The 25245-nt window shown below is 29.6% G+C and carries 21 protein-coding genes, 1 tRNA gene and 2 pseudogenes; 13 read left to right on the top strand and 11 right to left on the bottom strand.

The genetic code is table 11. The features are described from left to right. Window positions 1-229 precede the first annotated feature (229 nt). A complete protein-coding gene (locus OW730_RS03870) occupies window positions 230-1183 on the bottom strand; it encodes a ribose-phosphate diphosphokinase (protein ID WP_271227772.1) in 954 nt (317 codons plus the stop codon). Window positions 1184-1199: 16 nt separating this feature from the next. Further along, window positions 1200-2570, bottom strand: a complete 1371-nt coding sequence (glmU, locus tag OW730_RS03865; protein ID WP_271227771.1) for a bifunctional UDP-N-acetylglucosamine diphosphorylase/glucosamine-1-phosphate N-acetyltransferase GlmU — start codon at window positions 2568-2570, stop codon at window positions 1200-1202. A gap of 449 nt (window positions 2571-3019) precedes the next feature. On the opposite strand from glmU, the gene OW730_RS03860 reads away from it, so the two are divergent. Then, window positions 3020-3532, top strand: coding sequence for a hypothetical protein (locus tag OW730_RS03860; protein WP_271227770.1), 513 nt, complete (start codon window positions 3020-3022; stop codon window positions 3530-3532). A 139-nt stretch (window positions 3533-3671) separates the two neighbouring features. Here OW730_RS03860 and spoVG read toward each other — a convergent pair whose 3' ends face one another. The 3 genes from spoVG to OW730_RS03845 all read right to left on the bottom strand — a co-directional run bounded on the left by spoVG (window position 3672) and on the right by OW730_RS03845 (window position 6007). Continuing rightward, entirely contained in the window at window positions 3672-3962 is a 291-nt protein-coding gene (spoVG, locus tag OW730_RS03855) for a septation regulator SpoVG (RefSeq protein WP_271227769.1), read from the bottom strand. 213 nt (window positions 3963-4175) lie between these two features. Continuing rightward, window positions 4176-4997, bottom strand: a complete 822-nt coding sequence (purR, locus tag OW730_RS03850) for a pur operon repressor (protein ID WP_271227768.1) — start codon at window positions 4995-4997, stop codon at window positions 4176-4178. A 119-nt stretch (window positions 4998-5116) separates the two neighbouring features. Beyond that, a complete protein-coding gene (locus tag OW730_RS03845) occupies window positions 5117-6007 on the bottom strand; it encodes a helix-turn-helix domain-containing protein (RefSeq protein WP_271227767.1) in 891 nt (296 codons plus the stop codon). A 128-nt stretch (window positions 6008-6135) separates the two neighbouring features. Between OW730_RS03845 and OW730_RS03840 the strand changes: the two genes are divergently transcribed. The 7 genes from OW730_RS03840 to OW730_RS03810 all read left to right on the top strand — a co-directional run bounded on the left by OW730_RS03840 (window position 6136) and on the right by OW730_RS03810 (window position 15629). Next, window positions 6136-6567, top strand: a complete 432-nt coding sequence (locus tag OW730_RS03840; RefSeq protein WP_271227766.1) for a hypothetical protein — start codon at window positions 6136-6138, stop codon at window positions 6565-6567. Then, window positions 6560-8311, top strand: a complete 1752-nt coding sequence (locus OW730_RS03835) for an ABC transporter ATP-binding protein (protein ID WP_333781258.1) — start codon at window positions 6560-6562, stop codon at window positions 8309-8311. The genes OW730_RS03840 and OW730_RS03835 overlap by 8 nt, the downstream gene beginning before the upstream one ends. Further along, complete coding sequence (locus OW730_RS03830) at window positions 8304-9962, top strand: ABC transporter ATP-binding protein (RefSeq protein WP_271227765.1); 1659 nt, start codon at window positions 8304-8306, stop codon at window positions 9960-9962. The genes OW730_RS03835 and OW730_RS03830 overlap by 8 nt, the downstream gene beginning before the upstream one ends. Before the next feature lie 135 nt (window positions 9963-10097). Then, window positions 10098-11474: a UDP-N-acetylmuramate--L-alanine ligase gene (gene murC / locus OW730_RS03825; protein WP_271227764.1), complete on the top strand. Its 1377-nt coding sequence runs from the start codon at window positions 10098-10100 to the stop codon at window positions 11472-11474. Between the two features lie 76 nt (window positions 11475-11550). Next, the gene (locus OW730_RS03820) at window positions 11551-11682 is read left to right on the top strand and encodes a hypothetical protein (RefSeq protein WP_271227763.1); all 132 of its coding nucleotides are present in this window, start codon (window positions 11551-11553) and stop codon (window positions 11680-11682) included. A gap of 413 nt (window positions 11683-12095) precedes the next feature. Then, window positions 12096-13832: an ABC transporter ATP-binding protein gene (locus OW730_RS03815; RefSeq protein ID WP_271227762.1), complete on the top strand. Its 1737-nt coding sequence runs from the start codon at window positions 12096-12098 to the stop codon at window positions 13830-13832. 9 nt (window positions 13833-13841) lie between these two features. Continuing rightward, the gene (locus OW730_RS03810; protein ID WP_333781280.1) at window positions 13842-15629 is read left to right on the top strand and encodes an ABC transporter ATP-binding protein; all 1788 of its coding nucleotides are present in this window, start codon (window positions 13842-13844) and stop codon (window positions 15627-15629) included. Window positions 15630-15993: 364 nt separating this feature from the next. Here the strand turns inward: OW730_RS03810 and OW730_RS03805 are convergent, their stop codons facing one another. Continuing rightward, window positions 15994-16884 (bottom strand): hypothetical protein, encoded by an 891-nt coding sequence (locus OW730_RS03805; protein WP_271227760.1) that lies wholly within the window; start codon window positions 16882-16884, stop codon window positions 15994-15996. A gap of 92 nt (window positions 16885-16976) precedes the next feature. Here OW730_RS03805 and OW730_RS03800 point away from each other — a divergent pair. The 5 genes from OW730_RS03800 (at window position 16977) to OW730_RS03780 (ending at window position 21216) form a co-directional block, all read left to right on the top strand. Continuing rightward, window positions 16977-17053, top strand: a tRNA-Pro gene (locus OW730_RS03800). Window positions 17054-17273: 220 nt separating this feature from the next. Continuing rightward, window positions 17274-17798 carry a phosphatase PAP2 family protein gene (locus OW730_RS03795; RefSeq protein ID WP_271227759.1) on the top strand — a complete coding sequence of 175 codons (525 nt, stop codon included), beginning with the start codon at window positions 17274-17276 and terminating at the stop codon, window positions 17796-17798. Window positions 17799-17808: 10 nt separating this feature from the next. Continuing rightward, window positions 17809-18453 carry an HAD family hydrolase gene (locus OW730_RS03790; protein WP_271227758.1) on the top strand — a complete coding sequence of 215 codons (645 nt, stop codon included), beginning with the start codon at window positions 17809-17811 and terminating at the stop codon, window positions 18451-18453. A gap of 112 nt (window positions 18454-18565) precedes the next feature. Then, the gene (locus OW730_RS03785; protein ID WP_271227757.1) at window positions 18566-19024 is read left to right on the top strand and encodes a hypothetical protein; all 459 of its coding nucleotides are present in this window, start codon (window positions 18566-18568) and stop codon (window positions 19022-19024) included. 137 nt (window positions 19025-19161) lie between these two features. Next, window positions 19162-21216 (top strand): methyl-accepting chemotaxis protein, encoded by a 2055-nt coding sequence (locus OW730_RS03780; RefSeq protein WP_271227756.1) that lies wholly within the window; start codon window positions 19162-19164, stop codon window positions 21214-21216. An 89-nt stretch (window positions 21217-21305) separates the two neighbouring features. Here the strand turns inward: OW730_RS03780 and OW730_RS03775 are convergent. The 5 genes and pseudogenes from OW730_RS03775 to OW730_RS03755 form a co-directional block, all read right to left on the bottom strand. Next, window positions 21306-21428, bottom strand: a pseudogene (locus OW730_RS03775) (2-phosphosulfolactate phosphatase); the annotation flags it as partial. Then, window positions 21406-22347, bottom strand: coding sequence for a TIGR01212 family radical SAM protein (locus OW730_RS03770; RefSeq protein ID WP_271227755.1), 942 nt, complete (start codon window positions 22345-22347; stop codon window positions 21406-21408). The pseudogene OW730_RS03775 and the gene OW730_RS03770, both read right to left, overlap by 23 nt. Window positions 22348-22565: 218 nt before the next feature. Continuing rightward, window positions 22566-23654 (bottom strand): IS200/IS605 family element RNA-guided endonuclease TnpB, encoded by a 1089-nt coding sequence (gene tnpB, locus OW730_RS03765; RefSeq protein ID WP_271229510.1) that lies wholly within the window; start codon window positions 23652-23654, stop codon window positions 22566-22568. Between the two features lie 46 nt (window positions 23655-23700). Next, a pseudogene (locus OW730_RS03760) lies at window positions 23701-23781 on the bottom strand (IS200/IS605 family transposase); the annotation flags it as partial. 302 nt (window positions 23782-24083) lie between these two features. Beyond that, window positions 24084-25145, bottom strand: coding sequence for a hypothetical protein (locus OW730_RS03755; RefSeq protein ID WP_271227754.1), 1062 nt, complete (start codon window positions 25143-25145; stop codon window positions 24084-24086). Window positions 25146-25245 lie beyond the last annotated feature (100 nt).

The raw sequence follows: 25245 nt of genomic DNA, 5'->3' as shown, positions 1-25245 counted from the left end.
ATAGACATATCAATCATTTTTTGCTTATTTGTTACAAAATATTTATAATTTCATATTCAAATAACTCTTATTGAACATCTAATTATTCTTAATATTATGAACTTTAACTATTTTCATCCTTCATTTTCCACATATACCACTACAAAAATTTGATCAATATAAAAGCAATAAATAAAAATCTGACACCTAATAAACAGATGTCAGATATAAAAACAATTTAACTTTTATATTAATCAAATAACTTACTTACAGATTCATGATCATGTATTCTCTTTATTGCCTCAGCAAATATTGGTGCTACAGATAAAGTCTTAAACTTTTCTACCTTTTTTTCTTCTGGCAAGCATATAGTATCAAGCATAATAACTTCTTTTATTACTGAGTTTTCTAATCTCTCTATAGCTGGACCAGATAAAACTCCATGGCTACAACCTGCATATACTTCTTTAGCTCCTCTTTCAATTAAAGCTGCTGCAGCATTACAAATTGTACCAGCAGTATCTATCATATCATCTATCATGATACAAGTTTTACCTTCAATATCACCAATTATGTTCATTACTTCACAAACATTAGCTTTTGGTCTTCTTTTATCTATAATTGCAATTTCTGCATTTAATCTATCTGCAAACTTTCTACTTCTAGTTACGCTTCCAAGGTCTGGTGATACAACAACAACATCTTCCCTATCTTTGAACCCTTGCTCAATGAAATAGTTCGCTAATATAGGTGCTCCCATTAGATTATCAACAGGAATGTCAAAATATCCTTGAATTTGAGCCGCATGTAAATCCATTGTAAGTACTCTGTCAACACCTGCTGCTGTTAAAAGATTAGCTACAAGCTTAGCTGTAATCGGATCTCTAGCCTTTGCTTTTCTATCCTGTCTTGCGTATCCATAGTATGGAATAACAGCTGTTATTCTTCCAGCAGAAGCTCTTTTGAATGCATCAATGTTTATTAATAACTCCATTAAATTATCATTAACTGGAGCGTTTGTTGATTGAATTATAAATGCATCTCTTCCTCTAACTGTTTCCTTAGTATCTACGAATATCTCTCCATCACTAAATTTACCTACAGTAGAGTCTCCTACTTTAACTCCTAAAATCTTAGCAATATCTTCTGCTAATTGTGGGTGTGAGTTCCCTGTAAAAATTTTAATATTTCCTGTTGGTTGCATCGGTGGACCTCCTCAGTTATTTTTTTAGCCCCTTATTTTTAACCCAATTTTCCTTGTTTACCTGTCTAGCTCTAGCTACAGCAAGTGCACCTTCTGGTACAGTATCTGTTATTGTAGATCCAGCAGCAATATATGTGTTATCTTCTACCTTTACAGGTGAAACTAAATTTGTGTTGCATCCAATGAATGCATTATCCCCAATTTCTGTAAGATGTTTCTTTGTGCCATCATAATTAACTACAACTGTACCACATCCAAAGTTGCACTGTTTACCTACTTTAGCATCGCCTATGTATGTTAAATGAGAAATTTTAGTTCCATCCCCAATAGATGATTTTTTAATTTCCACAAAATCTCCTACCTTAACATTCTCACCAATATGCGATTCAGGTCTAATATATGCAAATGGTCCAATCGTTGTATTTGATTCAATACTACTATCCAAAATCACTGAATTATCAATAGTAATATTGTTCTTTATAATACTGTCCTTTATTCTACAATTAGAATAAAGAGTACAGCTATTACCAATTTTAGTTTTACCCTCTAGTATTACCCCAGGATATATTATTGTATCTCTTCCTATTTCCACATCAACACCTATATAAGTGTTCTCTGGATTAATAATAGTAACTCCATTTTCAAAGTGCTTCCTATTTATTCCATTTCTCATAATCTTTTCAGCAATAGCAAGCTCTTCTCTTGAATTAACAGCCGTTATAAGTTCATTTTCTACAATAAATGCGCCTGTCTTATAACCTTGATTTTTTAAGATTTCTATCATATCTGTTAAATAATATTCTTTTTGCGAATTATCATTACTCAATTTATCAAGATGCTCAACAAGAGCTTTTATATCAAAACAGTACATTCCTGAATTTATCTCTTTAATTTTCTTCTCTTCTTCTGTACAATCTCTGAATTCAACAATTTTTTCTAAATCTCCATTTTCAGATCTTACAATTCTTCCATATTTTCTAGGATCACAGAATTCTGATGTTATAACAGTAGCTTTATAATCGTATTTATTGTGATATTCTAGAAGTTCTTTAAGCATACTATCAGTTATTAGAGGACCATCCCCTACAAGTATAACAACAGTCCCTTCCTTACCTTCAAGTGCTTCTTTAGCACACATGACAGCATGTCCAGTTCCTAATTGTTCTTTTTGTAAATGATAAGTTACATCATCCTTTATAATACCTTTTTTAACTTCTTCTACTAGGCTTCCAACTACAACATGTATATCATCAATTCCTGCATTTTCTATATTGTCAACTACGTGATTTATCATTTCTTTTCCACATACTTTATGAAGAACCTTATGAATCTCAGATTTCATCCTTGTACCCTTACCTGCAGCTAATATTATAGCACATTGATTCAAATTTAACACCCCATTTTCGCAAATAGTATATACTATTACTTTTTTGCGATAATTTTAAAAAACCAATTATATTATATTTTAATCTATTTTTAATTTCAACCTTTATTGTTAAAGTTTTATTTCATATATTTATACTACACGAATTTTATTGTGATTTTCATCCGTAATTATAGTCTTTTTGGAATATCCTACCCATTTCTATGCTTTTTTCTCAATATTTCAGTATGATTTTTCATATATTATTTTACGATTTTATTTAAATTGTATATCATATATCCATTTCATATTTTAAGATTAATCTTATTCAGAACTTAAAAAGTATTGCGATACATCCCCCAATTACATTACCTTTTTCTCAACTATATGTATAAACTTGAAAATTTAGTTAATTAAGCGTAAAATATTTCATGTGCAATAATTATACATATATAGGGAAAGGGAGAGTTTATATGATTTTATTATTATTGGTTGGGGGAGTGCTATTCATTTATTCATGCTTCAATTTATATAGTGGAATTTACAATGAAGGACTTGTAGGAATTGCTGTTTCATTAATAATGATATTGGAGTATTTTTACTTTCTAATGGAAGAACGTAAAAATGATAAATTTACAAAATGGTTGTTAGAGAATTATTACGAAATTATAGAAGGAAATGCAGAGTATAATGGAATAAAGATTTACTCTGATACTGAATTAAAACAGTATCATGCTTGCTTTTCATTTATTACTTTAACTACAAAGGTTAGTTCAAGATATTTTGTAAAAGATCATCATTTTACACCAGTAAGAAATTTAATATATTCTTTAGCAACGCTAGTTTTCGGTTGGTGGTCACTACCTAGAGGACCTATTTATACACTTGAATGTTTATTTAAAAATCTCTTTGGTGGGACTAAAGTTACTGTTAATGAATTATTATCTTTGAGAGAAACGCCTTTCACTCAAAATACCCAATTATAATCAATTAACTAAATAGGAATATTATTAAAACCCTAATTCGTATTTATTTGAATTAGGGTTTTAATATACTTATATAAAATAAAACTTCTAGAATTAAATAACGCAAAAAAGGAGCATACACTCCTTTGTCACATACTCCTTAAGCTTCACCTTCAACAGCCTCTGGCTCCTGTTCATCTTTAGCCTTCTGATATGCATCCAAGATGCAATCTTGAATTTTTTGTCTAGTATCTGTGTTAATTGGGTGAGTTATATCCTTAAATTCCCCACTTGGTGTTTTTCTACTTGGCATAGCTATAAATAATCCATTCTTACCTTCGATAACTTTAATATCATGTACTACGAATTCATTATCAAAAGTAATTGATACTATTGCCTTCATTTTTCCTTCTTCTGTTATCTTTCTAATTCTAACATCTGTAATTTGCATAAGCCACCTCCGCATCTAGAATCTAGAACTATACATAAATTTTATATTCTATATTTCCAGTAAAATTCCTTCTAAATGTTCAAAAAATTATCAATATTTTTATAATTGCACATATTATTGTAATTTCCATCTAAAAATCTTTTAAAATCAACAAAGGTTGTTGATAAAATATGTTTATCAACAACCTTTATAATTCTTTAGTTTAAGAATCCTTTATCTATCCAATTTTTCTGATACTCTTACAGTTGCAGTCTTATTATCTTTCGGTCCATCATATTCTACTATTGCAATATAATCTTCCATAAGCTTATTCTCAACACTTCTATCATCAATAAGTACACCTATACCTAATAGTTCACTCTGGAACTCTTCAAGAAGGTGCTTTATTCCACTAGCTGTTCCACCCGCCTTCATAAAGTCATCAATGAAGATGCACTTACTTCCACTAGGTAGAGATTTCTTTGATAAAGACATAGTTTGTATTCTATTACTAGACCCTGATAAGTAATTTATACTAATCGTAGTTCCTTCAGTAATTTTATTTCCTCTTCTAACTATTATAAGCTCAACACCAAGCTTATTTGCCACTTCATATGCTAAAGGAATACCCTTTGTCTCCACAGTTACAACATAATCAACCTCATTAGAAATGAATTTTGATGCTAAAATTGTACCAGCCTTCTTCAAGTATCTAGGACTAGATAATATATCTGTTAAATATAAAAAATTTCCTAATATAACTCTATTCTCATTTTGCAATTCTTTACATAGATCCTCTAAAAATCTATCTAACTCTTCCTTTGAAATATCACAAACGAACTTAACTCCGCCTGCTGCACCAGATATTGTTTCAATTGTACCCATTTCCAATCTCTTTAAACTCTCTCTCACAATGACAATATCTTCACTTATTGTGGACTTAGCAGCATTCAACATATTAGTAAATACATTTAAATTAATAACCTTGTTCGGATTCTCTATTAAAATCTTTGTAATCGCTGATACTCTTTGATTACGCATAAACTTTCCGTCCATAAAACCCACCCTTATAATTTTTCTTTTTAAATCAGTAAACTAATAATATCATAATTCATCAAAAAGAGGAATATTATTATGCATTTTATAAATAAATATTCGTATACCAAAGTTTCTTATTACCTTTCTACATAGTTATTCCTATATTCCGATGGTGATATTCCCATCCTCTTAGAGAACTGCTTAATGAAATAAGTATCATAAATAAATCCACAAGCCTGGGCAATTTCTATTACTTTAAGGTTTGTATGTCTTAGAGCTTCACATGCGATTTTTATCCTATAGTTTATTAGATAAGTTATAGCAGTATGTCCAGTTCTCTCTTTAAATCGTTTATTCAGAGATGTTCTATTCAAATTCACAACTTTACATAGAGTTTCTAATGATATTTCATTAGGATAATTTGTATGAATGTACTCTAATGCTATTTCCACATGCTCTTTTTCTGTGAATGGCTCATTTTTGAATCCACTCTTTTTCATGGATAAATAAAGCTCTTCAACTAGGTATAGTGTTTGAAGCAGATAGCGCCTTATACGGCAAGTCCACATACCATCACTTTGTGCCAATGTTTCTGAACCGATAATTCCCAGCCATTCATTTATTCTAAGATGCATTGATGAAGGAATTTTAATTATTCCTCCAAATTCATCTGTATGATTCAAAAAACTCATAAGCAAATTTCTGTCATGCTCATCTTCTAAGTAAACAAATTTATTTTCAGATAAAGCATCAAATGTAAGACTGCTATTTATAAATGTGGGGTTAAAACTAAATGATTTTGCAGAAAACTTATGTTTGTTTAGAATATTGATACTGTCATATTTTGATATACATAATACACATGAGGCTGATAATGACCATATTTTCCCATTTATATTGATAGTTGCACTTCCATTTGAAACAAATACTAGAGTCACCCTATCCAAAGCAGTCAATGATTCTAGTTGCTCATTAGCTTCAAATTCAATAGGAACTATTCTTGTACGGTATCTGTCATTCTGTGGCATAATTATAACCTCCTATTGTAAATAGTATAGTTAATTCCTTCATATATAACATTGAATGTATTAACATGATTATTTAAACTTATTATACAAGTCTTTACAATACTATTCTATCAAATTAGGGAGGTCTTATGCTATACAAAAAAAATGTACTTGGAATAAAATATACACGGTTACTAACAGCTTCACCAACTTTTTTTATAATTTTTGTATTATTAGGAGTAGTCTTATTCCTTTTTTTAACTATAACTACCAAAGTCCCTACTATAAAAATATATCCTGCAAAAGTGCTTTCTATACGAAAGGAGCCTGTACTATTGATTGAAAATGGACATATCCCAATTGGAGAGTCATACCTATACTCCAATAGAAATGAAGTTGTTTTTTCTGTTTCAATTGAAAGGATAGAAAATATATCTGAAGGAGTTGCTTTATATTTTTCCAGCGATAGCAAAAATACAATCACTTCCTTATCTAATGAGAACCTCTTTATAGAAATACCTCAAGGTAAAGAAAGCTTACTATATAGAATTTTTGTTAAAGGAGGAAAAGGGTATGAATAAAAAACCAAACATTTTGGAAGGAATAAGAATTCTTTCAAAATACATAAAAAAACATAAACGTAATTTCATTTTATTTTATATTGGTTGGCTTTTTGATAGCCTACTCACCGTAATCTCCCCTATTATCTTTGCCATAATGATAGATGGTATAGTGTATTATGAAAATATAGATATGTTCTTACAGGTTAGTTTAGTTTATGTGGTAATGTCAATTTTTTCATGCATACTTTACTTTTTTATTTATACGCAACATCAATACCTAATGAACAGATACACTTTTGACATTCGCCTAGATATATTTAAGAAAATACAATCAATGAAATCTTCATATATGTCAAGTGCTAAAACTGGAGATCTTATTAGTTTATTGATTAGTGATACCGCAGAATGTATGCATTTTGTTATCCGCAATGTAATTCATTTGGTAAATAATACATTGATGGGTGTATTTTATATTATCTATATTTATATTGTAAGTATCCCTGCTGGTATTGTAGTAACTTTGTTTCTGCCTTTTGCTGCATATTCAACATTTAAGTTTAATAATAAAATTAGAAGACATACTGATAAACAACGTGAACTCTATGGGGGATATGTTTCCTGGTTATTTGAGATTTTAAAAGGTCTCACTGATATTCGTCTCCTTTGTGCTCAAAAAATTATTCGTAAAGACTTCACTAACCATCTACGTAATCTTTTTAGTGTAAATATTAAGACTTCAGTTACAAATTTATCCTGTGAAAAAATTATAGAATTTATAAACCTATTAATACAACTTTCAATCTATGGTGTTTGTGCGTATCTTGCTTATAATAACAAAATTACTATTGGTAGTATTATGGTACTACTTTCATTTGTTTTTACTCTAAAAGACAGAACAATCTTAGGCATAGTACGAAATTTAATGGATGCACAATCACGATTGACACGCATTTCAAGAATTAATAACTTTTTATGTGAAGATGATGAGACTTCATGGCAAAGAAATCAAAGGCTTGTAGTTACTAATGGGACTATACAGTTCAAAAACATTGAGTTTTCTTATGATAAAAAGAATACTATACTTAAGGATTTTAATGCTATTATTCCTTCATGTAGTTCTGTTGCTCTTGTAGGTGAAAGCGGTTGTGGAAAATCCACTCTTATTTCTCTTCTAATTGCCCTGTATGAAGCCGATAGAGGAACCATGTTAATCGATAATCAAAATATAAATGATTGCAGCCTTAAGTCTATTCGTGACAATATTGGTGTTGTTCAACAGGATATCTTAACTTTTGATGCAACTATTCGTGAGAACTTATTGCTTGGTAATTTTAAAGCAACTGATGATGAATTATGGAATGCATGTAGAAAAGCTGGAATTCATGAGTATATCGAGAATTTACCAGAAAAGCTTGATACTCTAATTGGCAAAAAGGGATTGGGTTTATCAGGCGGACAACGACAACGATTAGCTATAGCTAGAATTTACTTAAAAGATCCTGCAATTATTGTTTTTGATGAAGCTACTAGTGCCTTGGACAAAGATACTGAAAAAATTATTCACAAAGCATGGAAAGAGCTATTAAAGGGTAGAACATCAATCCTTATTGCACATAGGTTAAACTCAGTGATGTTATGTGATAATGTTATTTTACTTGAGAATGGTAAAGTTAAGATATCAGGAAATCCCAAAGATCTTATTGAAAAAAATAATAGTTTCAGAAAGTTGTTCTCTATAAAGGAGGTATCTGGAGTTGCTTAAAAAATTACATTACCGTTTTGCCATACTAAAACAATTAAACAAATTCTCATTTGGTGTTAGAAAACATTTTATTATTATTATAGTAATCAGCTTAACAAGTATGTTAATTTCACTTATCACTCCAAAGCTTTATAGACTTTTCATTGATCAAGTTATTATTGAGAGAAATCTCAACATTTTTTTATTTGTTGCAGTTGGTTATTTAAGTCTTTTTATCTTTAATACATTCTTATCATTTTTAAGGAACTATTCTAACAATATCCTTTTGAATAGAGTATTATTTAAGATTAAACACAAAATACTAAACAACTATCTTACATTACCCTTTAAAGATTATGATGCTAGGAGTATAGGTGACATGAAAATGCGTATTGAAGATGATGTACTAAAACTTAGTGATTTTGCTAATATACAAACTGTAGACTACCTTATATCAATGATTACTGCAGTAGTTTCTGCATTATTTATTATTTTAATTGAATGGCGATTAGCTCTTTTTTCCATAATTGTAATACCATTAACCTTTTATCTTGATCATAAAATCAGTATAAAAGAAAAGGACTTAATAAATATAAATCGTGGAAACAGCGAAAGGTGGAATAGCTGGCTTGATACATCCATTCATGGATGGAAAGAAATTAAGGCCCTTAACCTCCAAAAACGTCAACTTAGAACTTTTGTAAGATATGCTCATAATTACGCAGATTTTTTTTCAAGGTGGATTAACTACTGGGTGGCAAGAGTACTTGTTGTACCTAAAATTATAGATGAGTTTCTTTTGAAATTTTCCCTATATTTTTTAGGTGGTCTCCTTATAATAAGAGATATTATCACAATTGGGGATTTACTTGTTTTTGCACTTTATTATGATTTGTTATGCAAAAGTATCCGCACACTCTCTTCTACAGATGCTGATTTACAAAGTAACATGCCTTTCTATGATAGGTTAATCCAAGAGTTAAATACTGATTCAAAAACTTTACCACAGAAGATAATACCTAACAATTGTAATAACCATATCTCCATGAAAAACGTAGTATTCTCATATGATAAAACCTCACTACCTGTTCTTAATAATTTTAACTTGGAAATAACACAGGGCGAACGTGTTGCAATAATTGGACGGAGTGGTGCAGGAAAAACAACAATTTTAAAACTTATAACTGGAATGCTATCTCCAAAATCCGGAGAAATCTTATTTTCAGGAGTAGATATAAATAAAATAAACCATAAGTTTTTATATAGCAACCTTGGTTTCGTTTTACAGGAAAACTTATTATTTAACACTACAATAGAAGAAAATCTTAAACTTGCTCGTCCTAATGCAACTATGGATATGCTAGATGAAGCCTGCAAAAAAGCTTGTATTTATGATTTTATATTAGCTCAGCCTAAAGGATATGATACCGCTGTTGGTGAAAGAGGTGTAAAACTATCCGGTGGGCAGCGACAAAGACTTGTACTTGCTCGGTTATTTTTAAGAGATGTAGATATTTTAATATTTGATGAAGCTACAAGCGCAATTGATCAGCATTCAGAAAGTATTATCCACCATGCTATTAATGTTATTGGAAGAGAAAAAACAATTATTGTTGTAGCACATCGTGAATCCTCTATAAATCTCTGTGACCGAATTATTAATTTAAATTAAGCAACATTAATTAAATAACCTAAAAAATTCACAAAATTATTCCTCATAATGTATTATAATTATCATATAACATAAATTACATATATAATGTATATTTATTTTTTAGGGATAACTAAAATTGAGAGGAGTGCTTCTATGTCTTTTAATCTTAATATAGATAAGCATACGACTATACATTTCATTGGTATAGGTGGAATAAGTATGAGTGCCATAGCTCTACTACTTAAAGATCATGGGTATAACGTAACTGGTTCAGATAGAAGCGAATCAGATATGGTAAAAACATTGAAAGCCAAAGGTATACCTGTATCCATTGGACAAAAAAAAGAAAATATTCATGAGAATTCAATAATCGTTTATACTTTTGCTGTTAAAGAAGATAATGAAGAATATATAAGATCCCAAGAATTAGGATTACCAATGTATTCAAGAGCAGAATTTTTAGGATTAGTTATGAAAAATTATAAATACAGCATTGGAGTATCAGGTACACATGGTAAAACTACAACAACTTCAATGGCATCACATGTATTATTAAGTGGAAATACTGATCCTACATTATTTGTAGGAGGAGCCCTAGATGCCATAAATGGTAATCTAAGAATCGGAGAAAGCGAATATTTCTTAACAGAAGCATGCGAATACAAAGAATCATTTTTAAATTTCTTTCCTTATATAGGGATTATATTAAATATTGATGAAGATCATTTAGATTACTATAGAGATATTCATCACATTGAAGAAGTATTCATAAAATATGCTCAATCAATTCCTAAGAATGGCTATCTTATAATGAATAATGATGATATAAGAGCTTCAAAGGTAATCAATTCCTGCTCATGCAATAAAATAACTTTCGGTTTAAAATCAGGAATGGTAAGAGCTATAGATATTAACTATGATTCTATGGGATGTGGTTATTTTAAAGTAGAATATAACAATAACACTCTAGGAGAAATTCATTTAAATATTCCTGGAGAACACAATATATATAATTCATTAGCAGCAATCGCCTCTGGAATAGCTTTAAATATACCTTTTAACTCTATAGCTGAGGGACTATTTGATTATAAAGGAACACATAGAAGATTTGAGATTAAAGGAGAAGTAAATGGTGCAATAGTTGTTGACGATTACGCTCATCATCCAACTGAAATAATCAATGCACTGAATGCGGGAAGAAAACTTACAAAAGGTAAGCTTTATTGTGCTTTTCAGCCTCATACTTACACAAGAACTCATAGTCTACTAAAAGAATTCAGTGAATGTTTCGGGGAAGCAGATGAAGTTATAGTTGCAGATATATATGCTGCAAGAGAAAAAGATACCGGAATAATAAATTCTCAAATCTTATCTGATAAAATTAAGGAAAATAATATTAATTGCACATATATAGGCAAGTTAGATGCAATCGCGGAGTATATCGCTCCCAAATTAACTGAAGGCGATGTACTTATGCTAGTTGGCGCTGGAGATATTAATACAATATGGGAGAAAATTAAAAATATTTAGAAATATGGTTGACATAACATTTTAATTTCAATATAATGTTTATTGTAGCAAATTATATGAAAGAGAGGTAGAAATTATGTTATTTAGAAAATTTAATAGCTTAGACATAAACTTAGGCTTAAACACAGAAATCAATATAGCATTAAATACAAAACTAAATAAAATTAATTATTTCGATAATTCTACCTTGATGAAAGCATATTATTAATTGTTTATTATTTTATTAAAAATTAATACTTATATGTTAATTCGCCATGGGATTATCTCCCATGGCTTTTATATTTTGCGATCATTGCTTTACGAGGTCATGTCTATATGACCTCTTTTTGTTTTTTATAGAGAATGCATAGTAAAACTTATTTATTCGCCTCTCAAAATCGAAGCGCTTCAATGGGTTTTGAGTATGTATAAATTTAGTTTTCACTTGGAATCTCTATACAAAGTACATACAGTAACATTTTTAAAATCTTAGGGAGGGTTATGAATGAGTGTAAAATCAGTAATTAAAACATTACAAGGAATTTTTAAAATTAACAGTGGAGTTCTTCTCCATAAATATCGGAGTATCAATACTAAAGGATTATTCAATAGCATCATTATCCAAAAAGGGGGGCGATTTATATGAAAAAAATACTCAATTACATCTCAAAATATTGGACATCTTACATCATTCCAGTAATGTGTATGCTTTTGGGGATAGGATTGGATATGTTAAATCCTAAGATTACAGGTATGTTTATAGATGATGTTATTCGAAATGGAAAATATGATTTAACAACAAAATTATTAATAGGAATTATCGGTATAGCAATATCCAGATCAATATTTATGTATGTTAAACATTATAGATTTGATAAGACCTCTTCTTTAATAAGCAGAGATTTAAAGAAAGATTTATTTAACCATATTCAGAGTTTATCATTCAGTTACTTTGATAAAAAGAATACTGGAGAATTGATGTCTAGAGTAGATTCTGATGTTGATAGAATATGGGAAACAATTGGTTTCGGCTTAGCATTATTCATAGAAAATATTCTATATTTCATAATCGCCTCTATATGCCTGTTCAGCATAAGTTGGAAATTAACATTAATAGCGCTTATACCTATGCCACTTCTTGCATTTACTGCCATGAAGCTTGAAAAAGAAATTGATCAAACATTTGAAGATATAAGCGATAATACATCTGAAATGAATACAATAGCACAGGAAAATTTAGCAGGTGTAAGACTTGTTAAAGCATTTGCTAGAGAAAAACATGAATTATCTAAGTTTTTTAAATACAATAAAACAAGTCATGATCTCAGTATAAAAAAATTCAAAGTATTTGGAAAATACTTTCCTCTATTTGATTTTTTAAGTAATATATGCATACTTTTAGTAATTGTAATTGGTGGAATATTTGTTATTAAAGGAAACCTTTCTGTAGGTGAACTTGTTCAGTTCAATTTATATGCATGGATGATTATATGGCCAATGAGAATGCTTGGATGGTTATCTAATATGATAGCTCAGGCTAATGCTTCATCTAAAAAGATATTTAAAATAATGGATACAGAACCTGAAATAAAGAATAAATTAAACGCAATTGAACTTAATAACATGAAAGGTCATATAAAGTTCAACAATGTAACATTCAAATATGATGATGAAGAAATTCTCAAAGGAATAAATCTTGATATAGCACCTGGTTCAACTGTAGCTATAATGGGATCAACGGGAAGTGGAAAAAGCACTTTAACTAATTTAATAGGTCGTTACTATGATACCACTGAAGGTTCAGTAACTATTGACGGCTTCAATGTAAAAGATCTACATTTAAATACTTTGAGAAGTCAGATGGCCGTAGTTCCTCAAGACGTGTTCTTATTCTCAGAATCAATTGAAGAAAATATCAAATTCGCTTGCCCATCAGCAACTTTGAATGATGTTAAGTCTGCTTGCGAAAAGGCCTGTGCTAAAGACTTTATTGAGTCTTTAGAAGAAAAATATGATACAGTTATTGGTGAACGTGGAATTGGTTTATCAGGTGGTCAAAAGCAGAGATTATCTATTGCAAGAGCTCTTATAAAAAATAGTAAAATTCTTGTTCTTGATGATTCTACTTCTGCACTTGATATGGATACCGAATTCCAACTTCTAAAAAACATCTACGATCATTGCGCTCATATGACGACAATTATAATTGCTCATAGAATATCAGCTGTTAAAAATGCAGATATGATTGTAATAATGGAAGATGGTAAGATAGCTGAATACGGAAACCACACTTCTCTAATAGCTAAGGGTGGTAAATACTATGATATATACAGAGAACAATTTAAAGACCTGGGTTTATGTGAAGAGGAGGTGGTCTAATTGAGTAAGGTGAATACATCAAAGGAAAAGGAAAAAATAAAAAAATATAAATCTAAGCACTTAATATCAAGGCTTTTCAAATATCTTAAGCCATACTGGCTTAAGATATCAATAACCGTATTTATGATGATAATAGTAATGCTTACTACACTTGTGAACCCACTACTATTAGAAAGAGCTATAGATATTGATATAAAGTCAGGAAATATAAAAGGATTACTACTTACAGGAGCTATTATGCTCACCTTGTATATTATTTCAATGGTGTTAACCAATTTAAGAATAAATCTTATGGCTAAGATAACAAGCAAGGTAGTTTTAGAGATACGTGAAGAGCTTTATACTCACATTCAAAAGTTATCTTTTGGTTTCTTCGATAGTAGGCCTGTAGGTAAGATTCTTGCTAGAATAGTTGGAGATGTTAACTCCTTACAAAATTTATTTAATAACAGTATTACAAGTTTAATCCCTGAAATCTTAACAATTATTTGTGTAACAGGTATCATGTTTTACAAGAATTATAAATTAGCATTAATCTCAATGTCGTTTCTTCCAATACTACTTGTATCACTATCATGTATACAGATATTTTCAAGAAAAAGATGGCAAAAACATAGAAGTAATCGCTCTAACCTAAATGGATTCACTCATGAAGACTTCTCAGGAATCAGAGTTGTTCAAGCCTTTGGGGTTGAGAAGAAGACTTCAAATCAATTTAGTGACTACGTAGGTAAACTTATTACATCATTCACTAATGCTGTAAGATTAAATAACCTATTTTGGCCACTGGTAAATATAAGTTGGGGAATGGGTACATTCTTAACTTTCTGGTATGGTGTTAAATTAATACAATCTGGAGACCCTTCTCTATCAGTTGGTAATTTAATAGCCTTTACTATGTATATAGGTATGTTTTGGAGACCAATAACAAATATAAGTAACTTTTATAATGTTCTTATTACAAATTTTTCAGCAGCAGAAAGAATATTTGATATCTTAGACACTGCCCCTACACTTGTAAGCCTAGAATCAGCTATAGATATGCCTGAAATACAGGGACATGTTGAATTTGATAATGTTTCATTTGAATATGATAAAGACTCTCAAGTATTACATGATGTAAGTTTTAATATACCTAAAGGAAGTAAAATTGCTCTAGTTGGTCCAACAGGTGCAGGTAAAACTACAATTATAAACTTAATAAGCAGATTCTATGACCCAACAAATGGTACTGTGCTTATTGATGGTATTGATATTAGTAAAGTTAATCTAGAATCCCTTAGATCTCAAATGGGTATAATGCTTCAAGATACTTTCTTATTCTCTGACACAATAATGGAAAACATCAGATATGGTAAACTTGATGCTACTGATGAAGAAATAATTGAAGCTGCAAAAGCAGTAAACGCTCATACTTTTATCTCTAAGTTGAAAAATGGTTATAATACAAAAATTAATGAAAGAGGCTCTAGATTATCTGTAGGACAACGCCAATTAATATCATTTGCTCGTGCATTATTAGCTAATCCTAAAATCCTAATTTTAGATGAAGCTACTTCAAATATTGATACAGCAACTGAAAAATTAGTTCAAATGGGTATTGAAAAGGTTCTAGAAAACAGAACTTCTTTTGTAATTGCTCACAGATTATCAACAATTAGGGATTGTGATTGTATAATGGTTGTAAATGAGGGTAAAATAATAGAATATGGAACTCACATGACTCTAATGAAGAATAAAGGACTATATCACAACTTATATGTGTCTCAATTTAAATTCCTTAATGAGGGAGCTTAACAAAAACACCCACCTGGGTGTTTTTTGTTATTTAATTTATTTTTATTTTAATGATTGTTAATGGGGAATGAGAAACTATTGTACTTTAGAAAAGCAAGTTGAAAGTGGAAAATTGAAAGTTGAAAACGTAGGATATTTCTCTTCGAGAAATTTTAATCATATTGTTCTTCGGACAAGAATAGTTTACTCGTTTCATCTTGATGAAACCTTGTATTCTAAATTACAATATTTTATCTAAAGGAAAAATGAGTAAACCCCTCTTATTCTAAAGACCAATAAAATGTAGTTTTGCGGAGCAAAACCTCCATCGTTTTCCACTGTCCATTTTCAACTGTTCAATTATGTTTTATGTCGCAAAGTTTAGTTACATAGATATAGATAATGGTAAAATAAGCATAACTGGTTCATCAGCATTTAACGTATGTTCATCTTCTTGTTCCATTCTCTTTGCAAATCTTGATGTTTCTTTATTTGCTAGTTCATTTAAAATTCTATCATCAACGTGATCTAAGTAATTCATCCCCCTATCCGATAATCCAAATTCAGCTAAAGTTCCCAGTTTTATAACCTTACCTAATACAGTTACTCTACAAGCCATCATGTGTTCTATATTATCCAAAAGATGCTTATTCTCCACTGGTATTATAGCTCTTAATCCACTCCCGTATAATCCTTCAGTAATTAGATACTCACATCTCTCATCCTTGTATTGATTAATTTTATCTTTTAAATCTCCTAGGAGTTGCTTTTTTAAGTTTACTTTTTTCATCTGAGTATCTAACTTATTTTCATCTTTAATTGAATCAATACTCTTTATTCCATCAATCAAATTGTCTGTTTCAATATAATCAATCATCTTTTCAATATATCTCAAATGTGGATTATGATTTACTACCCCTTGGAATTCTATGTATTCCTTTTCTCTTACATTCTGAATATCCAGGGGAGAACTCATTATTCTTATAAGTGATTTACTCTGTAATATCCTCTTTAATTTTATGAGAGCAGTTATCTCTATAGCAGTCTGCTCTAATTGTAATTCAGTAGCTAAATTAAACTTAAATTCACCTTGTATAAACCTTCCTGTAAGATCTCTAGTTAATTCACTCATAGGTACTGTATAACTTGTGTTCTGTTGTGTTTTGGTGCTTATACTCTGTACAGAAACATCTGAAGACAAATTTAAATTTGCTACAGTAAATAAATTACTCATTAAAGCACTATTTAAATATAAGGGAATAAATGCAGGATCCATAATAATCATCTCTCCAAAATTACTTTATACTATTCAATATGAATATTTTTGTTGACTTATTCACATTATTGAGATATAATTATGCTTGTCGCCGGGGTGTGGCGCAGATTGGGAGCGCGCGTGCTTTGGGAGCATGAGGCCGCAGGTTCGAGCCCTGTCACCCCGACCAAAACCACTGAACATTTGTTCAGTGGTTTTTTACTTTATAATAAAAATTTCATTAATTTCCAATTAACCTCACCATAATATTACACATACTACAACAAACTTATAAAAACCCAAGTTTTTTCATATAAATTTCACCTAATTTTAAGAAAATCTTAATGTGCATTAAATTAAAACATGATAAAATAGAATAAATGATTCTAAACTTCTAAGGGGTGTACTATTTGAGGATAAATTTCGAAAAAATTCACAAAAATGATATAACAATACTCAAAGTATTCAATCATAAAATTAGATGTTCCACTCTTGACAAGATAATGCCTCCAATAACTTATTTAGGCTCTTTAACTTTTGCTGTTATATTTTGTCTTTCAACATTAATCATAAATAATGAAATTTTACATCAGTTTTCTATAAGCACCATTATATCACTTGCATTTGGTGCAAGCATTACTCAAATAATTAAGAAAAAAGCAAACAGAACTCGTCCATTCTTATTATTGGAAGATCTTTATATAAAAAAAATCGGAATAGATGATTACTCATTTCCTTCTGGTCATACATGCGCTGCTTTTTCTATAGCTACAATGAGTGGATTATATTTTCCATTTGTAGGTATCTATGTTTTTATGTTGAGTGCTCTAGTAGGGATATCACGAATGTATCTAGGGGTTCACTATCCCACTGATGTTGCTATTGGAATGATTATAGGTACGATTTCATCATTTATTACATTTAACTTGATTTAGGAGGATTTCAATGACTGATATTAAAGGCGTAATTTTTGATTTAGACGGTACAATTATTGATTCTATGTGGGTATGGGATAAAATAGATTTTGATTTTCTGGATAAAAGAAATATCGCTGTTCCAAATAACCTAAAAAGCGAAATCGAACATTTTGGATTTAATGAAACTGCACATTATTTTAAAAAAACTTTTAATTTAGAAGAAAGTGTTGATGATATAAAAAAGGAATGGATGGATATGGCCTTCAAAGAGTATTCTGAGAATATCAAGCTAAAGCCTGGTATAAAAACTTTTTTGGACATTCTAAAAAAAGCAGACATCAAAATCTGTTTAGCAACTAGCAATTGTCATTATTTATTAGAACCTGTTTTAAAGAATAATGACATTTACCATTACTTTGATTCAATTACTATTACTGACGAGGTTTCAAGAGGGAAAAGCTTCCCAGATGTTTATCTGCTATCCTGCAGCAAACTAGGACTTGATCCTAAGGAATGTGTAGTTTTTGAAGATATTCTTCCTGCTATTAAAGGTGCTAAATCTGCGGGAATGAAAGTTGTTGCAATTGAAGATAAATACTGCGATCACTCAAAAGATGATATTTTAAAATATGCAGATGAATATATACCTAACTATATTAATTATAGTGTATAAGAAAATAACTGTTAGAAGCTTTGTTTTATAAAAGCTTCTTTTTTATTTTAAGAATGATTTTGTACAACTCCTAATAATATTTATTAAAGAACATTTTGATAGGAGTGGTTTTTTGGCCTATTTTTTAACTTTCATTTTTTTCTCTGTTATAGTTTTTGCTATTTATTATAAATACGACGCTACTGTAGCATCTCTTAAAAAGCAGGTTATTTTATTATCTAAGCAAAATAGATCACTTAAGAGCAAAATGAATATTCATATGGAAAGAATAAAAAACTTTGAGATGAAAAGAATAAAACTAATTTCTCCAAAAGGAATTATAACTAAAGAGACAAGCTTAAGAATTTCCCCCATTTCAAAATCTATGCCACTAAACACTTTAACAGAAAATCAATTAGTTGAAATTATTACTTGTGTGAAAATTTCAGATATTACCTGGTATCAACTTGATATTGCTACTACAAATAATATAAATAGCATAGGTTGGGTAAATGAAAATTTTCTCTCTCTAGTTGATGAAACCTTTGTAGATTTTGATAAAAATAAACAATCGGAAAATAAAGCTATATAACTTTACTAACACACAAATTTATTAATATTGTGTGTTTTTACTTTTTCTACAAATTATTTTATTTTTTGAAATATTTTGACGTATAATGTAAGGAGTTGTATTATTATATTAAGAACATATAATTGGAGGGATATATTTTGAAAGAAAAAAACAAAGGAAAACATAAAAGTCTCGCAACCAAACTAGCTTTATGGACTTTCATTTGTATCATGTCTATTTTTCTTTTATCTGGTTTTTTTATAGTTAAATCAGTAAATGATGATGCCATGATAAAAGTTTCTAATGAAGTGTTTCTAAAATTTGATAAAACTATTAGTGATGTTTCTAGTCTTTTCGAAAAAGCATCTCTCATAACTGAACAAATGGCAACAAACGAACAAATTAAAACATATCTTAAAGAAGTTAATACACGCGATGATATCAAAACACATAGACTGTATCCTGAAATATTAAAAACTTTAATAGCTATAAGCCACACAGATGAAGATATTGTAAATGACTTTATTTCTAATGAAAAAGCAAATTTTTATATAGATAATAACGATGCTACGGTTAACTCAAATTATGATGTAAAAAGCAGACCTTGGTATAAGGCAGGAATTTCTTCAGATGGTGTAGGATTTACTGATCCTTATCCTGATGCTGGTTCAGGGTTAATTGTGGTATCTGCAACAAAATCTATTAAAGAAAACAGTAATATTATAGGCTTTGTATCAGCAGATGTTTCTATTGAACATATTCCAACTATAATGGAGCAATATAAAATAGGTGATAAAGGAGAAACATTCCTTATATCTAATACCGGAAAATATGTATATGCAAGCGATAAAGAAATAACTGGTGAAGAGAACATTATTAATGATGAAGATTTTAAAGAATACGCTTCTAAAATGATGAATAGAGAAAATGAGGATTTTGTTGATATTGTATATAATGGAGAAGAATACTATTTCTCCTATGCACCAATCCCAGCAAACGGTTGGTCTCTAGGTATACTTGTTAATAAAAATGAAATATTAGCAACCCGTAATCTTCTTATAACTCTCTTGATTGTAACATTTATTATTACGTCAATTGTGTTAACAATAATATTATATATTATTATAAAGAGAAATCTTAAGGGAATAACAGTTGCTACAGCACATGCTGAGAAAATGGGAAATGGCGATTTTTCTACCAACATTCCAGACTCTTTTATGAAAAGAAACGATGAAATTGGCAAATTAACTTTAGCTTTCGATAAAATGAATAAAAATTTCCGCTTTCTTATTAAGGAAATTGCAAATTCATCAGAAAATGTTGTTTCTTCAGCAGAAGAACTTACTGCTATAACTGAAGAAAGTGCAGCAACATCTGAAGAAATAGCTAAGACAATCAATGAAATCTCAAAAGGGGCTACTGAGCAAGCTCTTAATACTGAAGAAGGTGCTATGAAATCACAGGAACTTGAAAGTATAATATTAGAAGATTCTAACCATGTTAACACTTTAAATATTGAGTCCAATAAAGTTGTATCCCTTATTGAAGAAGGTCTTGTAATAATGGATAATCTAAATAGAAAAACTGACGAAAGTTCTGCAGCTATTAATGACGTATCTCAAATCGTAACTTTAACAAATAAAAGCACTTTAAAAATTGGTGCTGCTAGTAAATTAATTGCAGAAATTGCTGAACAAACAAACTTACTTGCATTAAATGCAGCAATCGAAGCAGCAAGAGCAGGAGAAGCAGGAAAAGGATTTGCTGTAGTAGCAGAAGAAGTTAGAAAATTAGCAGAGCAATCAACTGAATCAACTAAAGAAATTGACGGAATTATAAAAGAGTTAATATCTAACTCTAAAAATGCAGTAACAACCATGAACAATGTATCATCAATGATGGATGATCAAATTGCCAGTGTTATTAATAGTGAGAAAAAATACAAAGAAATCTCTTTAGCTATGAAAAATGCAGAAACAGTAATAAATATTCTTACAAATTCTAGCACAACAATGAACATAAAGACTGAAGAAATCTTGAATTCTATTCAAAGCTTAGCAGCAATTGCTCAAGAAAATGCTGCTAGTAGTGAAGAAGTAGCCGCTTCCTCAGAAGAACAATCTGCTTCCATTCAAGAAATCTCAAATGCATGTGAAGGTCTCTCGCAATTAGCTCAATCTTTACAAGAATCTATATCTAATTTTAAACTATAATTAATTATAGATATAAGACTGGAAAAACAAATTATTTAGCTACCATATCTATTAAAATAGGTTGTCCATTTAAGGATAACCTATTTTAATTATGATATCTTGCCATCTATATACTCAGGAACTATATCAATTATGTTCTTTTTCATACAATAATCAAAATCATCTTCAAGCCCAAGCTCCATTATTCTTTTATAATGAGCAGTACGCCTTATAGAATTTCCCTTGATAAATATTCTTTTCCTCTAAATTTTTGTGTATAGAATTCAACACTTCCCATTTCTTTAAACTCCACATTGGACCAATTAATAAGTCTCTAGGGGCATCCCCTGTAATCCTATGAATTACAATATCCTCTCTTAATCTACCAATTGCTTCACCAATGATTTCTACATATTCATCCATCTCCATGAACTTTAATAACCCCTGTTCATACTGCTTTACCATTGGAGTCCCTTTCATAAGATGCAATAGATGCAGCTTTATTCCTTGGATATCCTTATGAGCTAGATAATCAACCGTTTTTAACATATCTTCTCTATTTTCCTGAGGCAATCCTAAAATCGCATGTACTACAACATCTATGTCTCTCTCTCTTAATTTTTCTAATGCATACTCAAAAACTGATAAGTCATAACCTCGATTAATTAATATTGCAGTTTTATCACTTACTGTTTGTAACCCTAATTCTATCCACGTATATACCTTATCCTTATATGACTCAATTAAATCAATTATTTTATCATCCAAACAATCTGGTCTTGTAGCAATTGCCATGGCAACTACACCAGACTGATTTACAGCCTCATTATACTTCTCCTTCAATTCCTCAATATCACCATAAGTATTGGTGTATGCTTGAAAATAAGCAATATACTTATCGCTCTTCCACTTTTTATTCATCATTTCTTTTATATCATTAAATTGCCTAGTGATAGAAAAATCTCTATTACCAGCAAAATCACCTGCTCCTCTGGAACTGCAAAATGTACAACCAGTTCTACTTATATTTCCATCTCTGTTTGGACATGAAAAACCAGCATCTAAAGAAACTTTAAAAACTTTTCCTCCAAACTTTTTTCTTAAGAAATGATTTAAATTATTATATGGTTTATCTCCCCATTGCTTGTTCATTAATTTACTCCTTAAATGCTAAATGTATTTTTATTAGTTTACTATATCATATTTTAATTCCTTTTCAAAATTGATCTATAAAACACATTTCACGTATTTTATAGTGAACTACCCTCTACTTACTTCATTGAAGTGGGGGCTTCTTGGTCAATACTCCCAATGGAGCAAGTTTACCCAAGCTTACAAGGTCGCACCGACCTTATTAGTTATTACCAAAACTATATAGCTAGTTTCAGTAGATTTTTACTTGCATTTATATCTCTATCATGCTTCGCATTACAGTTAGGACAAATCCACTCTCTGAGCCCTAAGTTTTTCACTTCTTTGTTTTTATAACCACATTCAGAACATAATTGACTACTAGCATAATTCGATGGTGCTATAACTATCTTTTTGTCATTCCATTCTGCCTTATATTCTAACATTCTTCTAAACTCAAACCATGATACCTCACCTATTGCCTTTGATAGCTTATCATTCTTCATCATATTCTTTACTTTTAAGTTTTCTATAACTATTGTTTGGTTTTCACAGATTAGTTTAGTAGATAACTTGTGTAAAAAATCTTTTCTTTGATTGGTAATCTTCTCATGGAGTCTTGCGACTTTTAATCTAGCTTTATATCTGTTATTACTTCCTTTTTTCTTTCTTGATAAGTCCTTTTGTAGTTTTTTAAGTCTTTTTTCTGATTTTCTTAACCATTTAGGATTGTCATATCTATCACCATTGGAGCATATAGCAAACTCTTTCAAGCCAACATCAACACCTATTTTATTTTCTACTTTTGGCAACTTTATATTTTCAGTATCAACCAATATTGAAACATAGTATTTATTACTTGGTGTTTTTGTTATAGTACAACTCTTTATTAATCCAGTGAATTGTCTATGCAATTTTATTTTAATCATAGATTTCAATTTAGGAATCTTAATATATCCATATTCAATACATACAGTTCCGTTTTGATTATTAGTTGTGTAACTGTGATAATTACTTTTCTTACTTTTGAACTTAGGAAATCCTACGGATTTATCCCTAAAGAAATTTTTATAAGCTTTATTCAAGTTTAATTGGGCATTGGCTAAAGCTAAACTATCAACTTCTTTTAACCAAGGGAATTCTTTTTTATATTGTGCAGGAGTTGGATATTTCACTTTTTTTATGTCTAAATCTTTGTTTTCTTCATAAGATTTTATCCTATCAGCTAACATTTTATTGTATATGAATCTAGTACAACCAAATGTTTTAGCCAAATATAATCTTTGCTCTGAATTAGGATAGATTCTATATTTATAAGCTTTTAACAACTCCCTAACCTCACTTTTCACCTTGATTTTGAATATATTTCTTTATTACTTCTCTTCTATACTTTATAACTAATACAAGATGATAATGCAATAAGAACACTGAATGATTATTTGTATCTAATTTCATTATTATCACCCATTTCTATTATTAACTACTGATTATATTTTAATGCAAAATTAATAGAAGCAAGTTATTTTTACACATTCATCTCCCACTTGTAGAAGATGGGAGACTTCTGCTAGTTACGTTAAACTAAAAATAAAAAACCAATCAAAGACTCTAGGGATATTTTAAATCATATAATTAATATCCTTTATTATTTCACCAGTTAATTCAGATAAATAATTATATACCTTTCATCATTGATCAGTTACTTATTTATTTTAATGCCCCTTAATGTATTGTAAATTTTAATATTCTTTTTATATCTATATTTTATGAAATTTTGAAGTTTCTAACTCTAATTTCCATAATCCAAATAAATTGGATTTGTTCAAGTTTTTCATATCTGCAGGTAGAACTTCAAGATTGACCATACCTTTGTGGAATGATTTAAATGATATATCAACTTCTTTTAAATTTAATTTTTCTTCAAGTTCTACAGGTATTTCTTCTCCGTTACTGGAATTGAATATCTTAACTCTCTTTAATCCCTTATCAATAAACTGTACTGCAATAAATCTATTATCTTCAGAAAAAACACTGAACCTCACATTGGCATCCTTTGTATAATCTAGTGTTACAATATTCTCACCTATAGGTAATTCTTTAGCACTAAACTCTTCTTTCTCCTTTTCAATTAGCATCACTTCATTAATATCTAACATTGCAAGATAACAATTTTCATCTTCCTTTGAAAAACATATTTTATCTCCATTATAATTTATATTTAGAGACTTATAATTTTTAATATTGTTTTCTTTTTTATCATACTTCTTGCCTTTCTCATCATGGCTAATATATTTTGGGATACCTGAATCATCGATAACTAAATAACTTTTAACAGAATTTTCATCCCTAAGTCTTATAGTGTTATTTTCCAAGAAAATTTCTCTATGGGGTATTTCATTTACCTCACTTATTCTATATAATCCTTCTTCTTTTATCACTTTTATCTTAAACTCATTTGCCATTGCAAGTGAGTTACTTGTATCATTGTATGAAACTTTCACTTGAAATTCAGCAGTCTTTCCTACCTCATTCATTTCATAAATACTATATCCTCTTAATTTCAAATCACTATCATTCTTCCCAATATCATCTACCTTTATATCTGTTGTATATAACTCATTAACTTTATCATAGTTTTCATTTAATAAGAATAAAAAATAGTTATTAACTATATTTTCAGCTATCTTCAACTGAAAATCATGGAGTTTTTCCTTTTCAACAGTTTCTTTCACATCATCATATTTTTCTTTTGAACTAGATGTACAAGAAATAATCATTATATTACATATTAGTAGAAAAAATATAATTACTTTTTTCATTTTTTCTCTCCTTTCAAGCTAAATCATAATTTCATTTATGAACTTGTAAATATCTCTATATAAATACCTCAGCTAAATTAAATTTAAACAAATCCATAAA

It is taken from the genome of Oceanirhabdus sp. W0125-5, from assembly GCF_027938815.1.
In the GTDB taxonomy this organism is placed as follows: Bacteria; Bacillota; Clostridia; order Clostridiales; family Clostridiaceae; genus Oceanirhabdus.
This window is presented reverse-complemented; position numbering and strand designations above follow the sequence as displayed.